The 21,868-nt window shown below is 58.9% G+C and carries 26 protein-coding genes and 1 pseudogene; 18 read left to right on the top strand and 9 right to left on the bottom strand.

The window, feature by feature from the left end:
• The 3 genes from VGC62_RS07745 to nac form a co-directional block, all read right to left on the bottom strand.
• Positions 1–118, bottom strand: a 118-nt coding sequence (locus VGC62_RS07745; protein ID WP_331186507.1) for a biotin carboxylase N-terminal domain-containing protein, incomplete at its 3' end; no start/stop codon positions are given.
• A gap of 31 nt (positions 119–149) precedes the next feature.
• A complete protein-coding gene (locus VGC62_RS07750) occupies positions 150–578 on the bottom strand; it encodes an acetyl-CoA carboxylase biotin carboxyl carrier protein subunit (protein ID WP_331186485.1) in 429 nt (142 codons plus the stop codon).
• Between the two features lie 114 nt (positions 579–692).
• Positions 693–1,598, bottom strand: coding sequence for a nitrogen assimilation transcriptional regulator NAC (gene nac, locus VGC62_RS07755; RefSeq protein ID WP_331186486.1), 906 nt, complete (start codon positions 1,596–1,598; stop codon positions 693–695).
• A 310-nt stretch (positions 1,599–1,908) separates the two neighbouring features.
• Between nac and VGC62_RS07760 the strand changes: the two genes are divergently transcribed.
• From VGC62_RS07760 to VGC62_RS07780, 5 genes and pseudogenes are all read left to right on the top strand, one after another.
• Positions 1,909–3,117 (top strand): aspartate transaminase, encoded by a 1,209-nt coding sequence (locus VGC62_RS07760; protein WP_331186487.1) that lies wholly within the window; start codon positions 1,909–1,911, stop codon positions 3,115–3,117.
• Between the two features lie 9 nt (positions 3,118–3,126).
• Positions 3,127–4,671 (top strand): MFS transporter, encoded by a 1,545-nt coding sequence (locus tag VGC62_RS07765; protein ID WP_331186488.1) that lies wholly within the window; start codon positions 3,127–3,129, stop codon positions 4,669–4,671.
• Positions 4,672–4,732: 61 nt separating this feature from the next.
• Positions 4,733–6,064 carry an OprD family porin gene (locus tag VGC62_RS07770; RefSeq protein WP_331186489.1) on the top strand — a complete coding sequence of 444 codons (1,332 nt, stop codon included), beginning with the start codon at positions 4,733–4,735 and terminating at the stop codon, positions 6,062–6,064.
• A 275-nt stretch (positions 6,065–6,339) separates the two neighbouring features.
• Entirely contained in the window at positions 6,340–6,663 is a 324-nt protein-coding gene (locus VGC62_RS07775; RefSeq protein ID WP_331186490.1) for an RAQPRD family integrative conjugative element protein, read from the top strand.
• Positions 6,659–6,875: pseudogene (locus tag VGC62_RS07780) on the top strand (integrase); the annotation flags it as partial. The gene VGC62_RS07775 and the pseudogene VGC62_RS07780, both read left to right, overlap by 5 nt.
• A 178-nt stretch (positions 6,876–7,053) precedes the next feature.
• Here VGC62_RS07780 and VGC62_RS27640 read toward each other — a convergent pair.
• Entirely contained in the window at positions 7,054–7,917 is an 864-nt protein-coding gene (locus VGC62_RS27640) for a methyl-accepting chemotaxis protein (protein WP_414705761.1), read from the bottom strand.
• Between the two features lie 44 nt (positions 7,918–7,961).
• Complete coding sequence (locus VGC62_RS27645; RefSeq protein WP_414705759.1) at positions 7,962–8,795, bottom strand: methyl-accepting chemotaxis protein; 834 nt, start codon at positions 8,793–8,795, stop codon at positions 7,962–7,964.
• On the opposite strand from VGC62_RS27645, the gene VGC62_RS27650 reads away from it, so the two are divergent.
• Positions 8,781–9,095 (top strand): hypothetical protein, encoded by a 315-nt coding sequence (locus VGC62_RS27650; protein WP_414705760.1) that lies wholly within the window; start codon positions 8,781–8,783, stop codon positions 9,093–9,095. The two genes, VGC62_RS27645 and VGC62_RS27650, sit on opposite strands and share 15 nt — an antisense overlap.
• Before the next feature lie 182 nt (positions 9,096–9,277).
• Positions 9,278–9,712, top strand: coding sequence for a response regulator (locus VGC62_RS07790; protein WP_331186491.1), 435 nt, complete (start codon positions 9,278–9,280; stop codon positions 9,710–9,712).
• 18 nt (positions 9,713–9,730) lie between these two features.
• On the opposite strand, the gene VGC62_RS07795 is transcribed toward VGC62_RS07790, so the two are convergent.
• The 3 genes from VGC62_RS07795 to flgA all read right to left on the bottom strand — a co-directional run bounded on the left by VGC62_RS07795 (position 9,731) and on the right by flgA (position 11,232).
• On the bottom strand, positions 9,731–10,162 hold the full coding sequence (locus VGC62_RS07795) for a flagellar protein FlgN (protein ID WP_331186492.1): 432 nt from the start codon (positions 10,160–10,162) through the stop codon (positions 9,731–9,733).
• 39 nt (positions 10,163–10,201) lie between these two features.
• Complete coding sequence (gene flgM, locus VGC62_RS07800; protein ID WP_331186493.1) at positions 10,202–10,498, bottom strand: flagellar biosynthesis anti-sigma factor FlgM; 297 nt, start codon at positions 10,496–10,498, stop codon at positions 10,202–10,204.
• Between the two features lie 86 nt (positions 10,499–10,584).
• Positions 10,585–11,232, bottom strand: a complete 648-nt coding sequence (gene flgA, locus VGC62_RS07805) for a flagellar basal body P-ring formation chaperone FlgA (RefSeq protein ID WP_331186494.1) — start codon at positions 11,230–11,232, stop codon at positions 10,585–10,587.
• A gap of 210 nt (positions 11,233–11,442) precedes the next feature.
• Between flgA and flgB the strand changes: the two genes are divergently transcribed.
• The 11 genes from flgB to flgL all read left to right on the top strand — a co-directional run bounded on the left by flgB (position 11,443) and on the right by flgL (position 21,560).
• Positions 11,443–11,856: a flagellar basal body rod protein FlgB gene (flgB, locus tag VGC62_RS07810; protein ID WP_331186495.1), complete on the top strand. Its 414-nt coding sequence runs from the start codon at positions 11,443–11,445 to the stop codon at positions 11,854–11,856.
• Between the two features lie 16 nt (positions 11,857–11,872).
• Positions 11,873–12,280: a flagellar basal body rod protein FlgC gene (gene flgC / locus VGC62_RS07815; protein WP_331186496.1), complete on the top strand. Its 408-nt coding sequence runs from the start codon at positions 11,873–11,875 to the stop codon at positions 12,278–12,280.
• Between the two features lie 3 nt (positions 12,281–12,283).
• A complete protein-coding gene (locus VGC62_RS07820; protein WP_331186497.1) occupies positions 12,284–12,961 on the top strand; it encodes a flagellar hook assembly protein FlgD in 678 nt (225 codons plus the stop codon).
• Positions 12,962–13,034: 73 nt separating this feature from the next.
• Positions 13,035–14,183, top strand: coding sequence for a flagellar hook protein FlgE (flgE, locus tag VGC62_RS07825; RefSeq protein WP_331186498.1), 1,149 nt, complete (start codon positions 13,035–13,037; stop codon positions 14,181–14,183).
• 3 nt (positions 14,184–14,186) lie between these two features.
• The gene (locus VGC62_RS07830; RefSeq protein ID WP_331186499.1) at positions 14,187–14,942 is read left to right on the top strand and encodes a flagellar basal body rod protein FlgF; all 756 of its coding nucleotides are present in this window, start codon (positions 14,187–14,189) and stop codon (positions 14,940–14,942) included.
• Between the two features lie 31 nt (positions 14,943–14,973).
• A complete protein-coding gene (gene flgG, locus VGC62_RS07835; RefSeq protein WP_331186500.1) occupies positions 14,974–15,756 on the top strand; it encodes a flagellar basal-body rod protein FlgG in 783 nt (260 codons plus the stop codon).
• Positions 15,757–15,779: 23 nt separating this feature from the next.
• Entirely contained in the window at positions 15,780–16,460 is a 681-nt protein-coding gene (locus tag VGC62_RS07840; protein ID WP_331186501.1) for a flagellar basal body L-ring protein FlgH, read from the top strand.
• A gap of 11 nt (positions 16,461–16,471) precedes the next feature.
• Entirely contained in the window at positions 16,472–17,626 is a 1,155-nt protein-coding gene (locus tag VGC62_RS07845; RefSeq protein ID WP_331186502.1) for a flagellar basal body P-ring protein FlgI, read from the top strand.
• Entirely contained in the window at positions 17,626–18,588 is a 963-nt protein-coding gene (gene flgJ, locus VGC62_RS07850; RefSeq protein WP_331186503.1) for a flagellar assembly peptidoglycan hydrolase FlgJ, read from the top strand. Before VGC62_RS07845 ends, flgJ begins: the two co-directional genes overlap by 1 nt.
• 141 nt (positions 18,589–18,729) lie before the next feature.
• A complete protein-coding gene (gene flgK / locus VGC62_RS07855) occupies positions 18,730–20,337 on the top strand; it encodes a flagellar hook-associated protein FlgK (RefSeq protein ID WP_331186504.1) in 1,608 nt (535 codons plus the stop codon).
• A 26-nt stretch (positions 20,338–20,363) separates the two neighbouring features.
• Entirely contained in the window at positions 20,364–21,560 is a 1,197-nt protein-coding gene (flgL, locus tag VGC62_RS07860) for a flagellar hook-associated protein FlgL (protein WP_331186505.1), read from the top strand.
• A gap of 49 nt (positions 21,561–21,609) precedes the next feature.
• Here the strand turns inward: flgL and VGC62_RS07865 are convergent.
• On the bottom strand, positions 21,610–21,868 hold a 259-nt coding region (locus tag VGC62_RS07865; protein WP_331186506.1), incomplete at its 5' end, for a flagellar biosynthetic protein FliR.

Here is a 21,868-nt window from a genome sequence, read left to right on the forward strand (position 1 = left end):
GTGCGTGGCGATCGGCCTCGGAGTGCACGACCACGGTTTGTATCCCCAGGCCGCGGCAGGCACGCTGAATGCGCAGGGCGATTTCGCCACGGTTGGCGATCAGCACTTTGTCGAACATTGAATTCACCTGAAAGAGATTGGACGTGAGATCAGCCGAGGCGGAACAGCGCCTGTCCGGCTTCGACTTCGTCGCCACTACGGGCAAGGATCGCGGTGACCTGACCGGCGATTTTGGCCTTGACCGGGTGGAACATCTTCATCGCTTCTAGGACCGCCAGGGTCTGCCCTGCTTCGACCTGATCGCCGACCGCGACGAAGGGAGCTTCCCCGGCGGCGGGCGTCAGATGTAGCACGCCATACAGGCTGGCCTTGATCTCGGTAGCGGCCATCGCCGGGGTGTCTGACGTGGGCAAATCCACGGTCGGTGTCGGCGAAGGCTCAGCCATCGACTCGGTCGTCACGACCTTCCCTGCCTGCTTGAAAAGACGAATCGTACTGTCGCCTTCGGTCAGACTCAGTTCGAGCAGATCGGATTCGGCGAGCAAATCGATCAACCCCTTGATGCGTTCTGAATCCATGCGTGGGCCCCTGCCTGTCGAGCTGTCTTAAGTGGATGGGGTCAATGTAGCGAGCCCGTCCGACGGCGACCAAGACGCTTTGGCTTTGGGGTGATAAGCCGTCCTTATGACCGTTCAGATCAGACTGCCGCGCATCTCCGCGACCAGCTCCAGCAGGATCGCCTTGACGGCTTGGGCGGGCACCGACAACGGCAAGTGGCCGGACAGACACAGCGCCAGGGGCGCCTCGATTTCAGGTTCAACAATTCGGCACATGTGTACGGAAGTGGCGGCGACCATCACCCGCGCCGAGGATTCGGGCAGGATCGTCGAGCCGAAGTGCTCGGCGACGGCGGTGGTCAGGGTGATCGACGATTCGATTTCCGCCACCACCCGCGCGCTCATGCCAATGCGCTGGAAGGCTTCATCCGCCAATCGCCGCATGACGTTGTAGGGACGCGGCAGGAGCATGTCCATGTCGGCGAGGTCGGCCAGGGGAATCTCATCGAGGGTGCTGACCGCCGGATCGGCGCTCACCAGATAAAGGTGCTCGCGCAGCAGCGAGACGAAGCTCAAGCCATGCACTTCACGGCCACCATAGAGTACTGCCATGTCCATCCGGCCGTTCATGATCAACTCGCTCAGGGTGGTGCCGAAATTTTCATTGAGGTACAGCAAAATGCCCGGATGACGCTCGCGCACCCGGCGCAACAACGGCAAGGACAGCGTCGAGGCGGCGGTGCCCGGCGCCAGGCCGACCGACACCTGCCCGGACAAGGCATGCCCCGTGGCATTGATGTCGCTCTGCGCCTGTTCACACTGGCGCAAAATGATTTGCGCATGGCCGTAGAGCACCTTGCCGGCTTCAGTCGGCGTGACCCCGCGTTTGGTCCTGATCAGCAACTGCTGCTGCAACTCCGCTTCCAGCGTGGCCAGTTGCTGGCTCAGTGCCGGTTGCGCGACATGCAGCACATCGGCGGCCTGGGTCATGCTGCCGATATCGACGAGTTTCACGAAATACTTCAAACGGCGCAGGTTCACGGTGGCGGTGCTCTTGCTCGAAAAAGGGAGACAGCCCTCAGGCTTTAGCAAGAGCCAGGCCAGTCCCGACAAGTCGCGCGCGGGGTTAAAGCCAAGGCCCAACCATAAGCCTTTGCTATGGCTGGATCGTGGCGACCTCGATCAACCCCCGCCACGGTCATACAGGCTTGATCGCACCAACCTGGTGCAAGCACTGTTCAGTTCCAGCCATAAGCGATTCCTATCCGACCAGAACGATCTCATCTTATGGCTGCCCGGTTAGCGGCTCGTACTGTAGGACCTCGTCAACGTCATCAACGAGGAACGACACGTGACCGCCTCCCGCATCGCCGCCCGTGTGCAACGCATCAAGCCGTCCCCCAGCAGCGCCGCTTCTGACCGTGCGAACGAACTTCGTCGGCAGGGCAAATCCATCATCAATCTGGTGGTCGGTGAGCCGGACTTCGATACCCCGGTGCACATTCGGCAAGCGGCCAGCGTAGCCATCGAACGTGGCGAAACCCGCTACACGCAAAATGCCGGTACGCCGCAATTGCGTCAGGCAATCGTCGACAAGCTGGCCCGGGAAAACGGCCTGACTTATACGGCGAACCAGATCCTGGTCACCAGCGGCGCGAAGAGTGCGATCTTCAATGCCTTCGCCGCCACCCTCGGCGCGGGCGATGAGGTGCTGATTCCAGCACCGTACTGGGTGTCGTACCCGGACATGGTGCTGGCCTGCGAAGGCGAACCGGTCACCCTCGCCTGCCCGGAAGAACACGCCTTCAAACTGACCCCGGAACAACTGCGCGGCGCGATCACCGAACGTACTCGCTGGTTACTGCTCAATTCGCCGAGTAACCCGACCGGCGCCAGCTACAGCGCTGCCGAACTGCGCGACCTGGCCGATGTGCTGCTCGACTATCCGCAGGTGTTGCTGATGACCGACGACATCTACGAACATATCCGCTATGAAGGCCTGGCCAACCCGCACATCCTCGCCATCGAACCGGCGCTGACCGAGCGCACCCTGGTGGTCAACGGTGTATCCAAGACCTACGCCATGACCGGTTGGCGAATCGGCTACGCCGCTGGCCCGGCTGATTTGATCAACGCCATGGCAACCCTGCAATCGCAATCGACCAGCAACGCCTGCTCGGTTAGCCAGGCTGCCGCGGTCGAAGCGCTCAACGGTGACCAGACTTTCGTCAAGGACAGCGTGGCGGTTTACCAGCAACGTCGGGATCGCTGCCTGGACCTGCTCAACGCCATTGATGGCTTGAGTTGCCGCAAACCCGATGGCGCGTTTTATCTCTATGTGAACTGCTCGGGGCTGTTGGGCAAATCGACCCCTCAAGGCAAGCGCCTGGACACCGATTACGACGTGGTCATGTACCTGCTGGAAAGCCAGGGAGTGGCCGTGGTCGCCGGGACAGCGTATGGATTGGCGCCGTTCTTCCGGATGTCGATCGCCACCGACATCAAGACCCTCGACGAAGGGTGTTCGCGGATTGCTGCTGCTGTTTCGGCGCTGAGCTGAGGACCGACAATGACCGCGGCCACCCACCCTCCTTTGAGCTTCAAGCAGGCTTTGTTGGCAATGCTTGGCATCTCGCTGGTGCTGATGCTTTCGGCGCTCGATCAGACCGTGATCGGCAATGCCTTGCCGAGCATCGTCGCCGAGCTCAAGGGGTTTGAGCTCTACGCCTGGGTGGCCACGGGGTACATGCTGGCGTCGATTGTCACCATCCCGATCTTCGGCCGACTGGGGGATTACTACGGGCGCAAACCCTTCGTCATCGCCGCCACCGTGATCTTCACCCTGGCATCGTTGGCCTGCGCCGTGGCCAACGACATGCTGTGGCTGGTGATCGGCCGCGCCTTGCAGGGCGTCGGCGGCGGCATGTTGATCGGCACCGCGTTCGCCTGCATCCCGGAACTATTTCCCGACACTCGCCAACGCCTGCGCTGGCAGATGTTGCTCAGTGCCTTGTTCAGTGTGGTCAACGCCATCGGGCCTGGGTTGGGCGGTTATCTGACCGGGGCCTATGGTTGGCGCTCTGTGTTCTACATCAATTTGCCGCTGGGCTGCCTGGCACTGTTTTTTGCCTGGCGCTACCTGCCTTATTACCGCCTGCAGCAACAGGCAAAAATCAGCCTCGACTGGCCCGGCGCATTGCTGATCGCCTTGGCGCTGGGCAGCCTGCAATTGTTCGTCGAATGGTTGGGCCATTACAGCCTGATGCTGAGCGCGGCGCTGGGACTGAGTTGCGTCTTGGCAACCCTTGCCCTATGGCACTGGGAATGCCGCTGCCAACACGCGCTGCTGCCGGCGGCGTTACTTGGATTACCGAGCATGCGCCTGTTGTTTCTGCTGTCGATGGCGGCCGGGGCGATCATGTTTTCGTTGTTGTTCTATCTGCCGTTGTTACTGCAAGGCAGCTATGGCTACTCGCCGCAGGATGCCGGCCTGCTGATTACACCACTGGCGTTGAGCATCACCCTGGGCGCCATCGTTAACAGTCGCATCGTCACCCGTTTGCGCAATCCAAACCTGTTGCCTCTGGGTGGTTTTGTCGCGCTGCTGCTGGCCTGCCTCGGGCTGGCCATTGCCGGACGCAGTGCTTCGTTTAATGCCCTGCTCGGCTTGATCCTGCTGGCGGGGCTGGGCCTGGGTTTCATCCTTTTAAACCTGACGGTCTTCACCCAAACCCTGGCCGAGCGTCAGTTCCTCGGCATCGCTACGGCGCTGACCCAATCGCTACGGCTGGTCGGTGGTTTGCTGGGAACGGCGGGGATGGGTGTGTTGGTCAACCTGCTGTACAGCGCCAACCTGCAACGACTGTTTATTGCCCAAGAGCACCTCGACGGATTGGCTTTGTTCGCCGACCCGCAGGTACTTCTGCGCCCCGACGCCGCCCTGCTCGAACACCCGCAGTGGATGAACCTGGCCCGCGATGCCCTGGCGCAGTCCGTGGGCGTCGGCCTGCTGCTGTGTGCCGGGCTCGGCGTGTTGGCGCTGTTCATCCTGTACCGCTTGCCGCCCGTGAGACTCAACGTCTTGCCGGTCACCGTTGCTCCTAAAAAACAATAACGACCTGACTGCCGCTTTTGACTGCCTCTCACAACACTCAACAACTCATGGGATGACTCCGATGGAGCTTTTCAATCGCGCACCTAAAGTAATGGCCGGCATTTGCGGCTTGATCATCGCTCAACAGGGTTACGCCGCAGGCCTGGTGGAAGACAGCAAGCTCAGCGTGCTGGCCCGCAACTTTTTCAGTAATGCCGACAACCGCAGCGGCGCGGCCGACCCCAACTACACCCAGGAATGGGGCCAGGGTTTCATCGCCAACTTCCAGTCCGGTTTTACTCAGGGCACCGTCGGTTTCGGCGTGGATGCCATTGGCATGTTCGGCGTGCGGCTGGATTCTGGCAAAGGTCGGCACTACAACCCGCAAAGCACTGCCTTCAACGGCAACATCTTCCCGACCGACAGTGATGGACGTGCCGTGGATGAGTTCGGCAGCCTGGGCCTGACGGCCAAGGCAAAGTTCTCCAACACCGAACTGAAATACGGCACGCTGGTGCCGATGTTGCCGGTGGTGATGTCCACCGACCGCATGCTGCAACAGACTTTTAATGGCGGGCAAATTCAGTCCAAGGACCTGGAGAATTTCACCTTCACCCTCGGCCAGTTGGAGCATGTCAAAGGTCGCGGCTCAAGCAACCAGATGGGCATGTCGATTCCCGGTGCGAACAATGCGCAGACCGGCGAGTTCGTGAACAAGTTCTACTACGGCGGCGTGGATTACAAAGCCACCAAAGACCTGACGTTGCAGTACTACTACGGCAACCTACAGGACTTCTACAAACAGAACTTCCTCGGGCTCAAATACGATATGCAGGTCGGCCCGGGTACCCTACGTACCGATTTGCGTCACTTCGACAACCGCTACGATGGTGCCAACGGCCATGACCCGGCGTTCTACACCTTCGGTTATTACGGCGACGGCGTGACCAAGGGCAAGGTCGACAGCCGCCTGAGCAGTGCACAGTTCACTTACCTGCTGAACGGCCACACCTTCGCCGCCGGCCTGCAACAAGTCAGTGGTGATAGCGATGCGGTCTGGTTGAACCAGGGCGATGGCTCGACGGCCTACTTCATGACCGAATCGATGATCGGCAAGTTTCAGCGCGCCGGGGAGACCACCTGGCAGGTTCGCTACGGCTATGATTTCGCGCGGATCGGAGTTCCCGGTTTGAGCTTCCTGGGCATGTACGAAAGCGGCTCGAACATCCGCACCCCCACTGGCGACAAAAGTGAATGGGAGCGCAACCTGACGGTGAGCTATGTCATTCAGCAAGGTCCGCTGAAGGACCTGAGTATTGCCCTGCGCCACGCCTCACTGCGCACTGAAGTGTCCACGCAACGGGACAGCGATGAGCATCGAGTGATCATCAGCTATCCGCTGAACATTCTGTAAAGCATCGAAACCCGGCGTCACGCCGGGTTTCGTCTCCTTTATGATGCTTATCTTTCCAACAGACGCTGATGTAAAGATGACCTGAACGTCATCGCCAATCTATCGAACACGGATTGGGGCTACCCCCAAAACCTAAACCCAGATTCAATCGACCTTCGCCTCAATTTCCGCGGCGTATCTGATAAGGAAAAGCGATTCCTCATATCTCGCTTTTCTTACTGCCCCGCCCACCCTTTTAACTTGATTCTGGTTCCATATGACTATGGGCCAGCATCATGCCAACTACTGCTTTTCGCTGCTTACTGGCTATCGTCGATGGCAGCAGCAATGCCGCATCTGCTCATGAGCGGGATCAGCTCAGCCTAGTCCAGCAGCAGCTCGACACTCTCGAACGCCTTGCAACGCAAGCTGAGGCAGCCAGCACGGCTGAACCCGACGATCGCTATCGCTTCGACTACCCCCGATTGATTCGAGACATACAGCGCATCCGTCTTGGTGTGCAGGGCTATCTCTCCCCTTCCCGCGCTCAACCCCGCGATCCCGCTGAATTGGTCGGCGATTACCGCCTCGACACCCCGTCCGCGGAGTCCTCGCCATGAGCATGACTGGGATGCGGAGCTGATCGAGCTGCGCGCTGGCCCATGTCGACAAGGACGAAGTCCGAAGCGCTTACAACCGAGCTGACTATATCGAACGTCGGCGTCCGATGATGGCCTGGTGGAGTGAGCATATCCAGAAAGCTGCCACTGGCAGTCTGCTGGCGGCTGCGGTCAATCAATCCAGGGACCGCAAAGTCGTGCCGATACGCTAAGCATTCACCGAACGCCGCCGGCAGCCGAAAAATGACGCCCCCAGATGGAGTGATAGTTCTTTTGGCGACAGCGGCGACACCGACGACAACCCACGTAATCCGAGGCATGCAGCATGGCGACAGAGGTGGCGACTGTCGCCAAATCGCGCAGCCAGTTTCCGTGCAGATCCCTATGTGTTTAAAGCCGGAAGTGGCTCACCATCATCTGCAACTGATTACCCAGTCGCGCCAGCGCCACACTGGAAGCTGCGGTTTCGTTACTGCCTTCAGCCGTTTGCTCGGATACATCCCGGACGTTCAGGATGCTGCGACTGATCTCGTCAGCGACCGAGCTTTGTTGCTCGGCTGCAGCAGCGATCTGCTGGTTCATTGCCTGAATGTTAGAGACCGTGCGGGTGATGTTTTCCAGTGAGGTACCAGCCTTACGTGTCAAGGCGACGCTGCTATCGGTCAGATTGCGGCTGCCGAGCATGATGTCGGAGACCTCTCGTGTACCGTTTTGCAGAGTAGCAACCAAGTATTGGATCTCTTCAGTCGATTGCTGGGTACGTTGTGCCAACCCGAGAACTTCATCGGCAACCACCGCAAATCCACGGCCCGCATCACCCGCCCGCGCAGCTTCAATGGCGGCGTTCAACGCCAACAGATTGGTCTGCTCGGCCACGGCCTTAATCACATCCATGACCTTGCCGATCTTGCTGCTCTCCTGCTGCAGCACGGTCATGGCATCGGTTGAGCGTATGACTTCAACGGCGAGCTTTTCAATCTGGTGGATAGCTTCGCCCACGACTTTGTCGCCGGCGCGGGCTTCTTTGTCGGCGGTGGAGGCTGCAACCGATGCTTGTTCGGCATTACGTGCCACTTCATGCACCGTAGCCGACATCTCCTGCATCGCAGTGGCCACCTGATCGGTCTCATCTTTCTGACTGTTGACTCCGACGCTAGTCTGTTCTGTCACTGCGCAGAGCTCTTCGGCGGCACCGGCAATCTGGGCCACCCCATCGCGAATCCCAGTGATCAGGTCGCGCAGAGTCACACCCATACGCTGGATACTCTGTTGCAGCATGCCCAATTCATCCCGACGAGTTATCGCAATGGTGTGAGCAGATCCCCCGAAGCAATTCGGTTGACGACTTCCAGTGTCTGCTGCAATGGACGAGTGATCTGACGCGTAATGAGTATCGCCGCCACGATACCCAGCAGCAGAACGAGCAACGTACAACCGATCTGCAAGGTACGAGCCTGAGAGGTGTCAGCTTCAACCAGATGCAGTTGAATGCTATAGAGCTCATCACCCACTTTCAGGATCTCTGCGCCCTGTGCGGTCATGTCCTTGCGCGCGTCATTAATAGCATCGTTCGCCATCTTCAACGCCTGTACCGAGGCCTTATATGTGCGCAGGGCCGTATCTAACTGTGCAACCTTGTCGCTATGAATGGCACCGAGAGCGGACTTGAGTTTATCCACACCGCTGATGGCTACGTCCAACTGTTGAAACGCTGCCTGCTCGGTCTTGTCGGCAGGATTTCCGGTATAACTGCGCACTTCGTAGCGAACCAGCTGGAGATCCATCTGGGCATTGGCAATGAGCTGGGCTTGGTTGAAACGAGCAGGATCAGAAGGTTCTAGCTTCATCATGGTGTCAGCGATCGCCGTGATCATCTCGGCCGCCCGACCAGCATTGACTCCCATTTCAGCGCGCACTTTTGCGCTGTTCACATAAGCGCTACGCATCTTGTTCAGTGACTGTTCGTAGTCCCCGATGACATCAGTCAAATGCCCTAGCGGTTTCAGGTTGAGCGGGTTAGTGAAGGTCGCAAGCAGGAACCGCTGGTGCTGTTTGAAACTGTCCAGATCGTTTTGACCGTTTTGTGCGACTGCATCATCACCATCGGCGAGCATGTATTGCAGACGTGCCACCCGCAACGCCGTGAACTTGTTGCCCAGTTAGACTATGTCGCCAATTCTGTCCGTGCGATAAATCAGTTTGTCGAGACTGGTCCAACCGACAAGCGCCAGCAACGCCGTGAAAATCAGAACAATCCCGAATCCCAGAGCCAGCTCCATGTTGACGCTGATATTCGAAAAGCGGCTATTCATAAAATCCCCTTGACCTGTCTTTTTATACGCGCTGAAAAAACTGAAGATTTATTTTTGTCGAACCGCAACCTGCGGCAGATGACTATCGACCCGGCAACCGTCAAACTTGACAAAAAATGAAGATCCACCTGAACAAAATCGTTGAACAACACGCACCTTAATGCTCGGCTACGGCAAACCGTCGATTTGCCGCCGTCAAAGAGGGCTACTCATCAGTTTCAAAGCTGACGATGCGGATTACTCTCGTTAAACATTGGCTGCGCAGATGTCATGCGACGCGGTCTTAACGCAGAGATAGCCTCTTGACTAACTTTGATTATTTCAGCGCCCATCAACTGCGCGTGCTTGTCGTCGAGCCCCACGCTTTTCAGCTGTTTGATCTGCAGAATGTATTCTTCGAGATGGGGTGTTACCGCGTCCTCCCAGTGATGGGTCTTGAAGATCTCGACACGACACTGAACGATTGCAAAGAGTCGTTCGACCTGGCGCTGTGCACCAGTGGAGCGTTCGATTTAAGCGATCAGGAGCTGGCGCAACGGGTGTGCGCCAAAAGCAAGGTGGCCAATCTGATCATGCTGACAGGCTCCCCGCACCAGGAGCCTCCGCGGCCGCCGCATAAACCCGATTTTAAACACATACCGCTGTTAGGTTTTTTGCCCAAGCCGTTGTCTCCCATGGCATTGCGGGCAATGGTCGAGCACATGAATAACCCGATTGCCAACGTCCTGTCTGCATGAGAAGAACGTGCGCGACGGTTAAGCGTCGTTGCGCTGAGTCCGACCGTCCGGGCCGTACAATTTGTTGCCGACGACACTATTGAGAAAGCTGACGATGCGCTGGTTACACGCCATGCGCAGGCTGAGCACCCCACCGTTCGAGGTATTGATCTCCCTGGCCCGCAGCGCCAACGCCTGCAATTGCCGCCATGCCACCAGGCAATCGGCGTCTCTAGCCGCTTTGAGCGCCCCTTTGCGACCAGGGCCATAGCCGAGCTTCAACTGCGCTCCGTAACGGATCGCCTCCAACTGCTCCAGCTTCTGCAACGCCGCCTGCTTGCTCGCCGTCAGCTCTCTCAGTTTTTCGCCATCAACCCTGGCCTGAACCAGGGCCCGACGCTCTTGCTCCAAGAGTTCGACCAACTGCACGATGGCCTGCTGCTGCAACTCCAAATGTTTAGTCAGACTCATAGGTATCTGAAGCTCATCGGTTTCGGCCTTTCGTATCGCTCATTCCGGGTCGCTGCCGAGGGTTTCTCTGACACTCGACACCAAGCCTTCATAGATTGATTCCGAGCTGATCTGGAAGGTGCCGCTATCGATGGCCTGACGCAAGGCTGCGACTTTTTCCATATCAACATCCGATGCACTTTCAACGTCCGCAACGGCGCTGATGCTTGAGACCTGCGCGTCATCATCGAGCGTCGCTTCCAGCGTCTGCAGCTCGGTTCGCTGCGAACTGGTGCCGGCCACTTTGCTGTCAGTTGGCGGAAGGGTATTGGTCAGGTTAGCGCTTATAATTTTCACGTTAGAGGCTTCATTGGCTGTTGTTGGGTCACTATCGGCAATCGAAAAGGCAAACTTTGACCAGCGATCGGGATTCGAAAAAAAAATTAATAACGCAGTAACAATTCATTCGGGCCAACGACTTGCGCGTTCAGCAACTTGCCATCACTGCTCACCACCCGGACACTGCTCCCCAGGCTGCCATTGTCCAGCGCCTTACCATCGCGACTGATCGTGAAGCCCTCACCTTGAGCCTGTAGCATGACCCGCTGATTGCGCTCCACCAGCCAACGCTCGCGGAAATTGTTCAGTACCAAGGCGGCGCCCCGGCTGAAACTACGACTGGCCTGACGGCCAATGACTTGCTCCGGCTTCAGCACGCTGCTTTTGGGCAATCGCTCCAATGGGCCGCGCTTGATTTCTAGCATGTTGGCGTTGATGACGTCACCCGCCGCAATCCTCTGACGACTGACCACATAATCACCGACAACACCCACGCTGACTTGCAGATAGCCGGCCACCCCCTCCTCACCCTCACAACGCACGCCTACCGCCACGCGGCCGAACGCGCTCTGCTCAGGGTGCACCAGATATGGCTGAGGACTTTCGCACGCCAATATCCGTGCAGCTGGCTGACCGATGTCGATCTGCAACTGTTGGATGCGAGGCGGCAATCGCAGCGCAATCAAATGACGCACCTTATCTTGCAGCCCATCCGGTTGAGCCACGGCAATGCTGCTCTGCAGCAAGCACATTAAAGCCCATCCGCCGAGCCGCGGATGATGTCGGAAAAACCCTGTCATTGAGCCAATCCTCTGAGATAGCCAGCGGAGAATTTTAGGCTCCCCGGCGACGAGGCAAGGCCAGAATTGGTCGCCAAATAGCGGCCTGTTTCGGCCTTTGCCTCGACGACCTTGGGACTAACCTGCGAGCCGTTCAATTATTTGATGCACAGGTCCGCAGACATGATCGACAAGCTCGATAACGAGCTGCGCTTCCAGCAGGACGCAATGAGTTTGCGGGCTGAGCGCCAGCAGGTATTGGCCAACAACATTGCCAACGCCGACACCCCCAACTTCCGGGCGCGTGACTTTGACTTCTCTGCCGAACTGTCCAGCGCCTTGCAAAACGGGCGCTCCAATGAGCGGGGCATGACGCTGGCGACCACATCGGATCGCCACCTGCATGCCGCCTCCGACAGCCTCTCGACACGCTCGTTGCTCTACCGCGTCCCTGACCAGCCAAGCCTTGATGGCAACACCGTGGACATGGACCGTGAGCGCGCGCAGTTCACTGATAACGCCGTCAGGTACCAGGCAAGCCTTACGTTTCTGAGCAGCCGGTTGCAGTCGCTCAAGACTGCCATGCAGTCCGAATAACGCAGGTAACAACACTATGTCGATGTTCAGCATTTTCGATATCGCCGGCTCCGCGCTCAGCGCCCAATCCCAGCGCATGAACGTAACCGCCAGCAACCTTGCCAACGCCGATACCACCAACGGCCCCGATGGCGAGGCCTATCGCGCCCGCCAGGTGGTCTTCGAGTCGCAATATCAGACCGGCAGCAACATCGGTGGCGTGCGGGTCAGCCAAGTGGTCGAGGACGGCTCCCCCATGCGCCAGGAATACCGACCCGGCGACCCACTGGCGGATGGCGATGGCTACGTGACCATGCCCAATGTCGAGCCCGTGGGCGAAATGGTCAACATGATCTCCGCTTCGCGCTCCTATCAAGCCAACGTCGAAGTCATGTCCACCAGCAAGGAAATGATGTTGAAAACTTTGACCTTAGGTGAGGCGTAAACCATGACTACCACGATTTCCAGTTCGGTCCTGTCGACCATGAACAGCAGTGCCACCACCGCTGAAAGCACCGCATCGGCATCAGATGAACTGCAAGATCAGTTCCTGACGCTGCTGACGACCGAGCTGCAAAACCAGGACCCGACCGACCCGATGGACAACAGCGAGATGGTCACTCAGCTCGCACAGATCAGCACCATCAGCAGCATCGAAGACGTGGGCACGACACTCGACAGCATCTCCAGCCAGATCAGCGCCAGCGAGACCCTGCAGGCCTCGGCTCTGGTCGGCAACGGTGTGCTGGTCGACGGCAATACCATCCAGGTCGGCAGCGGTGAAGCCACTGCCTTCGGCGTCACCCTGGACAGTGATGCAGACAGCGTCACGGTGACCATCAAAGACAGCAGCGGCACCGTGGTGCGCACCCTTGATGAAGGCGAAATGAGTGCGGGTACCCAAGCCTTGTCCTGGGACGGACTACAGGACGACGGCACTACCGCAGCCGATGGCGCCTACACCTTCTCCGTCGCGGCCACCGCCGACGACGTAGCAGTCGCAAGCACAGCGCTGAAGTACGCGCTGGTGACCGGCGTTACCACTGACAGCAGCAACGAAGTCGCGCTGGATCTGGGCGGTGTCAGTGAAAACGTCGCACTGAGCGATATCAGCCTGGTTCTTTGATCTGTAAACGCCCCATCACCCTTCGCAGTTGCCAAGACTGCTCAATTATCGTTCGCACTCAAGGAGAAACATCATGGCTTTTTCCCAAGCGCTTAGTGGTCTGGCTGCTGCTTCGACCGACCTCAACGTCGTCAGCAACAACATTTCCAACTCTCAGACCGTGGGCTTCAAAAGCTCTACGACTCAGTTTGCCGATGTTTATTCCGGAGCGGATGTCGGCTTGGGGACCTCGGTTTCAGGCGTGGTTCAGAACTTTGAATCCGGTAGCCTGACCACGACCGATAATGAGCTGGACCTGGCGATCAATGGTGATGGTTTTTTCACGTTCACCGACGGCACGCAAACCGTTTACTCGCGCAACGGGCAATTGACCCTGACTGCCGATGGCTACCTGGAGAACGCGGCAGGCGATCAGTTGCTAGGCGTGAACGGCGTCATCCAGATTCCCACGACAGGCATGCAAGCCAGCGCCACCACCGAGTTGGATGCAGGGCTGAACCTGGACTCAAGCGAAGACATCATCACCACCACCTTCGACCAGACTGACTCGTCGACTTACTCCTACTCCACCACCGCGACGCTCTACGACTCCCTGGGCAATAGCCACACCAGCACGTTGTATTTCAGCAAGACCGCCGAGAACACCTGGGACGTTCACACCGCGATCGATGGTGACCTGCTGACCGAGACTCAGACCGTAGAGTTCAGCTCCAGCGGGCTGATCACCAGTGGCGCGACCGGCACTTACACCTATGACCCGGACAACGGTGCCGCGGACATGACCATTGAGCTGGATCTGACGGGTACGACGCAGTTCGGTAACGACTCCGAGGTGTCTGACATCTCTCAGGATGGCTACACCTCCGGCAGCCTGGTGAGCTTCAGCATCGACGAGACCGGAACAGTCATTGCCACTTACTCCAACGACCAGACGCAAAACATTGACCAGCTTCAACTGGCCACCTTCAGCAATGAAAATGGCCTGCAATCTGACGGCGACAACACCTGGCTTGCCACCTCCGAGTCTGGACAGGCCTTGTTGGGCGTTGCCAGCAGCGGTTCTCTGGGCTCGATCCTGAGCGGTACCACCGAGGACTCCAATGTCGATCTAACCACCGAACTGGTGAACCTGATCATTGCCCAGCGCAATTTCCAGGCCAACGCCAAGTCGGTCACCGCTCAAAGCGAAGTGCTCCAGCAAGCCGTGAACATCGGGTCTTAACGCATGGATCGCATGCTATTCACGGCCATGAGCGGGGCCAATCAGGCACTCGAACAGCAGGCAGTCGTGGCCAACAACCTGGCCAACATCGTGACGCCAGGCTTTCGCTCACAGTTGGTTGAAATGCAATCCTCGCCCATCGCGGGCGAGGGTTTGCCCACACGCGTCTCGGTAGCGGCCAACGGGGTCGGGGTCGACTGGACCGAAGGGCCGATCACCCATACCGACCGGGCGCTGGATATCGCGCTCGGCGAAAACGGCATGCTGGCGGTACAGACCGCGGACGGCAAAGAGGCCTACACCCGCCGCGGTGATTTGCAGGTCGACGGCACCGGTGCAATGACCGTGGGTGGCCGCCCGGTCATCGGTGACGGGGGGCCGGTCACCGTGCCACTGGGTAGCGAAGTCACGTTGGGCAGCGACGGCACGATCAGCGTCCGTGAGCTCGGCATGGAGCCCCGGGGCCTGAGCCCGGTCGGTCGGCTGAAGTTGGTATCGGCCTTGCCCGGCACGCTGCAGGCCGGTATCGACGGATTATTCCGTCCTTCGCCAACCGCCAACGGCACCGTCCAGCCACTGCCTGCCGACGAAATCATGCGCGTGACGCCCGGTGCACTGGAGGGAAGCAACGTCAGCCCGACCAACGCCATGGTCGCGATGATCGACAACTCGCGGCGCTACGACATGCAGATGAAAGCCATCAGTACCGCCGACGAAAACGCCAAGACCGCCAATAACCTGCTCTCCCTGCAGGGCTGACCTCACAGTTGAGTGAATAAGGAACCGATCGATGATCAGATCACTGTGGACGGCCAAAACCGGCCTGGAAGCCCAGCAGGGCCAAATGGACGTGATTGCCAACAACCTGGCCAACGTCAGCACCAATGGCTTCAAACGGTCGCGGGCAGTATTTGAAGACCTGGTTTACCAGAACGTGCGCCAGCCGGGCGCGCAAAGCAGCACCGATACCCGTCTGCCATCCGGCTTGCAGGTCGGCACCGGGGTGCGCGAAGTCGCCACCGAACGCCTGCATACCCAAGGCAATCTGGAAGAGACCAGCAACTCCAAGGATCTGGCGATCAATGGCCTGGGTTTTTTCCAGGTGGACATGCCGGACGGCACCACCGCCTACACTCGTGATGGCAGCTTCCAGCTCGACTCGAACGGCGAGATGGTCACCTCCAACGGTTACAAGCTCTCGGCAGGGGTCACCATTCCCGCCAACGCTACGGCCATCTCAATCAGTACCGACGGCATCGTTTCCGTGACCCAGCCCAGCAGCTCCACCTCGACCCAGGTCGGCCAGCTAAACCTGGCGTTGTTCATCAACCCGGCGGGCTTACAGAGCATCGGGCAGAACCTCTATCTGGAGACCGACGCCTCGGGCTCACCGACCGAAACCACACCGGGCCTCAACGGCGGCGGAACGCTGTCCCAAGGTTACGTCGAAACCTCCAACGTCAACGTTGTGGAGGAAATGGTAAGCATGATCCAGACCCAGCGCGCTTACGAAATCAACAGTAAGGCCGTCGAGAGTTCGGACGAAATGCTACAGCGTCTGACTCAGCTCTGACCGCTATGTTCGAGACACACAAAATGGCTCATAAGCCCTCATCGGTATGGCCGCTGTCCGTGGTATTGGCCGGCATGCTGGCGACCGCAGGCTGCGATCAACTACCCCACAAGCCCGTCGTGCCTGACGAAGAAATGCAGGTGCCGACCTTACCGGCTCGCCTGGCGAACGGCTCGATCTACCAGAGCAGCCGCGGATCGCAGCCCCTGTTCGAGGATCGGCGTCCACGGATGGTCGGCGACACGCTGACCATCGAACTGGAAGAACAGGTCAGCGCCAGCAAGACCTCTTCCTCCAATGCCAACCGTGCCGGTTCCATGGGGTTGAGCCTGGCGACCACCTCCAGTCGTGCGTCCCAGGTCGCCGACTTTGGGCTGGATGCCTCGACGACCCACGACTTCAGTGGTGGCGGCGGCTCTCAGGCCAGAAACTCTTTCACTGGCACGATTTCCGTGACGGTCATGCAGGTGATGCCCAATGGCAACCTGCGGGTGCGCGGTGACAAACAGATTGCAATCAACCAGGGCACCGAATTTATCCGTTTCTCCGGCGTGGTCAATCCTCGAACCATCACCGGCGAAAACACGGTGTCGTCGATCCAGGTCTCACAGGCCCGGATCGAGTACGTCGGTGATGGCTATATCAACGAAGCGCAGCGCATGGGCTGGCTCCATCGCATCCTCCTTAACGTGTCTCCTTTCTGAGTACGGGAACCATGGCTGACTCTGTATTCATTCAACCTCTTTTGCGCACAGCCAAATCCGCCGCTCAAGCGTTCTGTACCCTGTTGTGCGCCGGCACGTTGTTGCTCGGTGGAGCGGCACAGGGCGAGCAGATACGCGACATTGCCGATTTTGCCGGAATACGCCCCAACAGCCTGGTGGGCTATGGCTTGGTGGTCGGCCTGGATGGCAGCGGCGACCAGACCACCCAGAGCCCCTTCACCGAACAAGGCCTGACCAACATGCTGTCGCAGCTGGGGGTCACCCTGCCTGCGAACGCCAACATGCAGATGCGCAATATCGCGGCAGTCATTGTCACCGCCAACCTGCCGGCACTCTCGCGCCCGGGACAACAGATTGATGTAGTCGTGTCGTCGATCGGTAACGCGCGCAGCCTGCGCGGCGGCACCTTGCTGATGACGCCGATGAAAGGCGCCGATGGCGAGGTTTATGCCGTGGCTCAAGGTAACCTGCTGGTCGGCGGGGCCGGTGCTTCGGCTAACGGCAGCAGCGTGCAGGTCAACCAACTGGCCGGCGGACGTATCAGTCGAGGCGCCATCGTCGAACGCGCTATTCCGCTGCACCTGAGCAGCGACAACGGCTTGCTCAGCCTCTACATGCATGAGCCTGACTCCGCCACGGCCCAGCGTGTCGTCTACGCCATCAATTCCGAAATGCGCCGTACGGTGGCGTCGGCCATGGATGGCGGGATGGTCCAGATTCAGGGGCCGCTGTCACCCAACGAGCGGGTCAACTTCATGGCCCGCATCGAGGGCATTGAGGTCTTGCCGATCCAGACCCGTCCTAAGGTGATTCTTGATTCGCGCACTGGCTCTATCGTGCTCAACAGCTCGGTGAAGCTGTATCGCGCCGCAGTCGCGCACGGCAATCTCTCGGTCATCATCGACACCACCAACACCGTCAGCCAACCCGGCGCACTCAGTGGCGGCCAGACAGCCGTGACCTCCCAAAGCAACATTTCCATCGAATCCCAGGGTGGTTCGCTGCACTTGCTTGAAGGCACGGCGAATTTGATGGACGTGGTCAAGGGATTGAACGCTCTGGGAGCTACGCCGCAAGACCTGATGGTCATTCTGCAGGCACTCAAGGCCGCCGGTTCCCTACGTGCCGAACTGGAGATCATCTGATGAACAGGGCTGGCAGCACCGATGGCTTTGCCCTTGATGTCCAGGGTCTGGAGCAACTCAAGCGGCGCTCGCACCAGGACGCCGGGGCGGGGCTGAAAGAGGCTAGCAAACAGTTTGAAGCCCTGTTCCTGCAGATGATGCTCAAAAGCATGCGGGGCGCGATTCCGAAATCGGAAATGTCCAGCGACTCGCAGACCGAGATGTACACCGAGATGCTCGATCAACAGTGGGCGCAGAGCCTGTCGGGAAAAGGCCTTGGCCTGGCCGAGCAACTGACCCGACAGCTCAGCGGCTATTTCGCAAAGCACAGCGACGCCAACACCGACATTGATGCGCAAGCGGCCCTGTTCCTCGATCTGCCGCCGTCACGCCCGGCCGGCACCACGTCGCCCTTTGCGAACACGGCTTACCAGACTCAGGCGTTTGAAGCCTGGAAACGCCGCGAGGTCAGCGGCGCGCAAAACGAACCACCCGAGCATGTGCTGGCGTTCGTTTCACGCTTGAACGAACCGGCGCAAAAAGCCGCGCTCAGCAGTGGTGTGCCAGCCGAGCTGATCCTTGCCCAGGCAGCACTGGAAACCGATTGGGGACGACGCCAGATCACCACCCCGAATGGCGCTGACAGCCACAACCTGTTCGGGATCAAGGCTGGCAGCCAATGGCAAGGCGCGACGACGCAGGTCATGACCACTGAATACGCTGAAGGTGAGGCGCAAAAACAGGTGGAGCGCTTCCGCGTTTACCCGACCGATGAGGCGGCCTTCAACGATTACGCCCGATTGATTCGCACCCGCCCCGGTTACGCCGCCGTGCGCAACGCCATCGACGCGCCACAGGCGGCCATCGCGCTGCAACAGGGGGGTTACGCCACCGATCCGCGATACGCCCAAAAACTGATTTCAGTCATGGCCACCATCGGCCCGCTACGACCTGGCCAACCCGTGGCGCAGCTGGAAAATTGACGGACAACCCGCTGCCGAGCGCCTCGATCGCGCCGGTCATGGATCTGTCGGCAAAAGGTTTTTGAAAAGAATCAGGGTCACAGGTCAAGTTGCACTTTCGCGGAGCCGATAGTGCGCACTATGTAGCGTAGGAGCTTCTCGATGAGCATTATTTCCATTGGTGTCAGCGGCCTGACCGCCGCCCAGATCGCCCTCAGTACCAGCAGCAACAACACGACCAACGCTTATACGGACGGCTATACCCTGCAGGTCGCCACCTTCTCCGAGTCCACGTCGGGCAGCGGTGTTCAAGTCTCCAGTGTTGATCGCCAGTACAACCAGTTCGTCACCACCCAGCTCAATACCTCCATCAGCGCCGAAAGCGCTCTGTCGACCAATCAGACCGAAGTCGATCAGATCGACAGCCTGTTGGCCGATGGCGATGCCAGCCTCGACACCTTGATGCAGAGCTTCTTTTCGGCGATCCAGACGCTGACCTCCGACGCCAGCGACACAGCAGCACGGGAGGAAGTCGTCGGTGCGGCTGAAACACTGGCCTCTCAGTTCACCCAGTTGGGCAGCTATCTGGATGATATGGCGGACGATGTGAACAGCCAGATCGACGATCAAGTCACGCAGATCAACGATCTCACCGAGCAAATTGCTGATCTCAACAAGAAAATCAGTCTTTCCGATGCGCTTGGCAGCACCTCCAACGATATGCTCGATCAACGGGATCTGCTGGTCAGTCAGCTCAGTGAACTGGTGGAGGTCGACGTCACCACCCAAGACAACGGCAGCTACAACGTGTCTCTGAGCAACGGCCTCGCGCTGGTTTCCGGCAATGACAGTTTCGACCTGGAAACCAGCGTCTCGGCCAGCGATCCGACGCAAACGGTCGTCGGCTACATCGACGCAGCGGGCAACACTACCGTTCTTGACGACTCAACGTTCGGCGGCTCACTGGGCGGTCTGATGGACTTTCGCGACACCACGTTGACGGATACGCAAAACCAGCTGGGGATACTGGCCGTCACCTTGACGCAAGCCTTCAACACCCTGCAGGCAGCAGGTGTCGACCTGAATGGCGATACGGGCACGGATTTTTTCTCGGTCGACGACCCCAGCACCTACGGCAATACCAACAATACGGGCGACGCGACACTAACCGCGACCTTCACTGACGATGTGAGTGAGTTGAGTGCCAGTGACTACACCGTCAACTACTCCGACGCCGATGGCTACACCGTGACACGTAACGACACCGGCGCAAGCGTAGATGCCACTTACGACACAGATACCGACACCCTGACGTTCGCCGGAATGAGCGTGGCCATCAGTGGCACCGCCGACGACGGCGACAGCTTTCTAGTCTTGCCAACGCGCAACGCCGCAAGCAGCTTCAGCACCCTGACCAGCGATGGAAGTTTGATCGCTGCGGGAACATCGACCGGCAGCAGCGATAACACCAACGCCCTGGCGATGCTCGACCTGCAAACCGACACCCTTGTCGGCGGCTCCTCGACCCTTAGCGAGACTTACGCGGCACTGGTCAGTGACGTCGGTAGCACCGCCACCAGCATCGCTGGCCAGCTGGAAACCCAAGAGAGCCTGACCGAACAACTGACCACGCTGCAGCAATCGGAATCGGGGGTCAATCTCGATGAAGAGGCGGCCAACCTTATTGTCTATCAACAGTATTACCAGGCCTGCGCGAAGGTCGTTGAAGTGGGCACAACCATCCTCGACACCATTCTCGACATCGACTGATAAACGCCTGAAAGGAGAGTCACGCCATGCGCCTCAGCAGTGCGACGATTTACAACCAAAGCTTGAACTCCATGCTCACTCAGGAAAGCGCCTATCAGGATGCCGCCCAGGAAGTAGCCAGTGGCACGCGAGTGGTCAATCCTTCCGACGATTCGCTGGCTGCCTCCCAGGCCGTCAACGTGCGTCAGGCCATCTCTGCCAACGAGCAGTACGCCGACTCGCGCAGCGCCATGACCACCTCGTTGTCTCAGGAGGAGAGCACTCTGGACAGCGTCAACGATGCCATCAGCAGCGCCATGGCCCTTGTCGTTGAGGCCAACAACGGCACCTTGAGCGATGCCGACCGCGAATCCATCGCGAGCTCGTTGCAGGGCGTCTATGACACGCTGGTGACGTTGGCCAACGCCACTGACAGCAACGGCAACTACCTGTTTTCCGGTTATCAGAGCCAAAGCGCGGCATTTGTCGAAAATGCCGATGGCGAACTGGTCTATCAGGGCGACGACAACGTCGTCACGCAGCAGGTCAGTTCCACTCAAACCATGGCCAGCGGCGATAACGGCGCAACGATCTTCCTGTCGGTCAGCAGCTCCGCAGGCTTCATTGCCGAAACAGGAGACAACACTGGAAGCGTGACCTACGACGGCCCCGACATTACTGACACAGAGGATGCCAATTACGGGACAGGCTTCACCGTGACCTTCAGCACGGCCGCCGACGGCACCGCCCAATACAGCATCGATGGCGCAGACCCCGTCACCTACACTTCCGGCGACACGCTTGAAGTCAACGGTTTGTCCATGACCCTCACCGGTACCCCGGCAGACGGCGATACCATCACGGTCAGCGCCGCCGCCGATGCCGATCCGGACCTGTTCGCCACGTTGCAAAACCTGATCTCAGTGTTGCAAACACCTGTGGATACCGAGGCTGATCAAGCCAACCTGAGCAACACCCTCTCCACAGCCAGCCGCGAACTTAGCAATGCCCAGGACAACGTGCTCACGGTGCAGACATCGGTCGGTTCACGGCTGAACCAGCTGGAAGTGCTCGATACCATCGGCGATGACCTGGCGCTCAGCTACACCGAGCGCCTTTCCGGTCTGGTCGATGCCGACTACACCGAATCGGTCACCGAGTACACCTCTCTGCAAGTGGCGCTACAGGCTGCCCAGCAAACCTTCGTCAGCATTCAGAAAATGTCGCTGTTCGAGTACATCTGAAGCCGCGCTCCAGGTGCCACCCGGAAAACCTGGTGGCGCCTGAACCGTTTTAGGGCCGTGCCATGTTAACGATCAGGTACTCCATGAACTGCAACATGCTGGTCAGCAACCGGGTGAGAAACTGCCCCAGATCGCCCATCACCACCATCAGCAACACCAACCCCACACACAACGTCGCCGGGAAACCCACGGAGAACACCGTCAACTGCGGCGAGACGCGGTTCAGGATGCCCATGGCCAGGTTGATGATCAGCAGCGTGCCGACCATTGGCAATGCCAATAAAAGGCCAGTGAGGAAGATCGTGCTG

The sequence above is a fragment of the Pseudomonas sp. genome (assembly GCF_036404235.1).
Lineage (GTDB): Bacteria > Pseudomonadota > Gammaproteobacteria > Pseudomonadales > Pseudomonadaceae > Aquipseudomonas.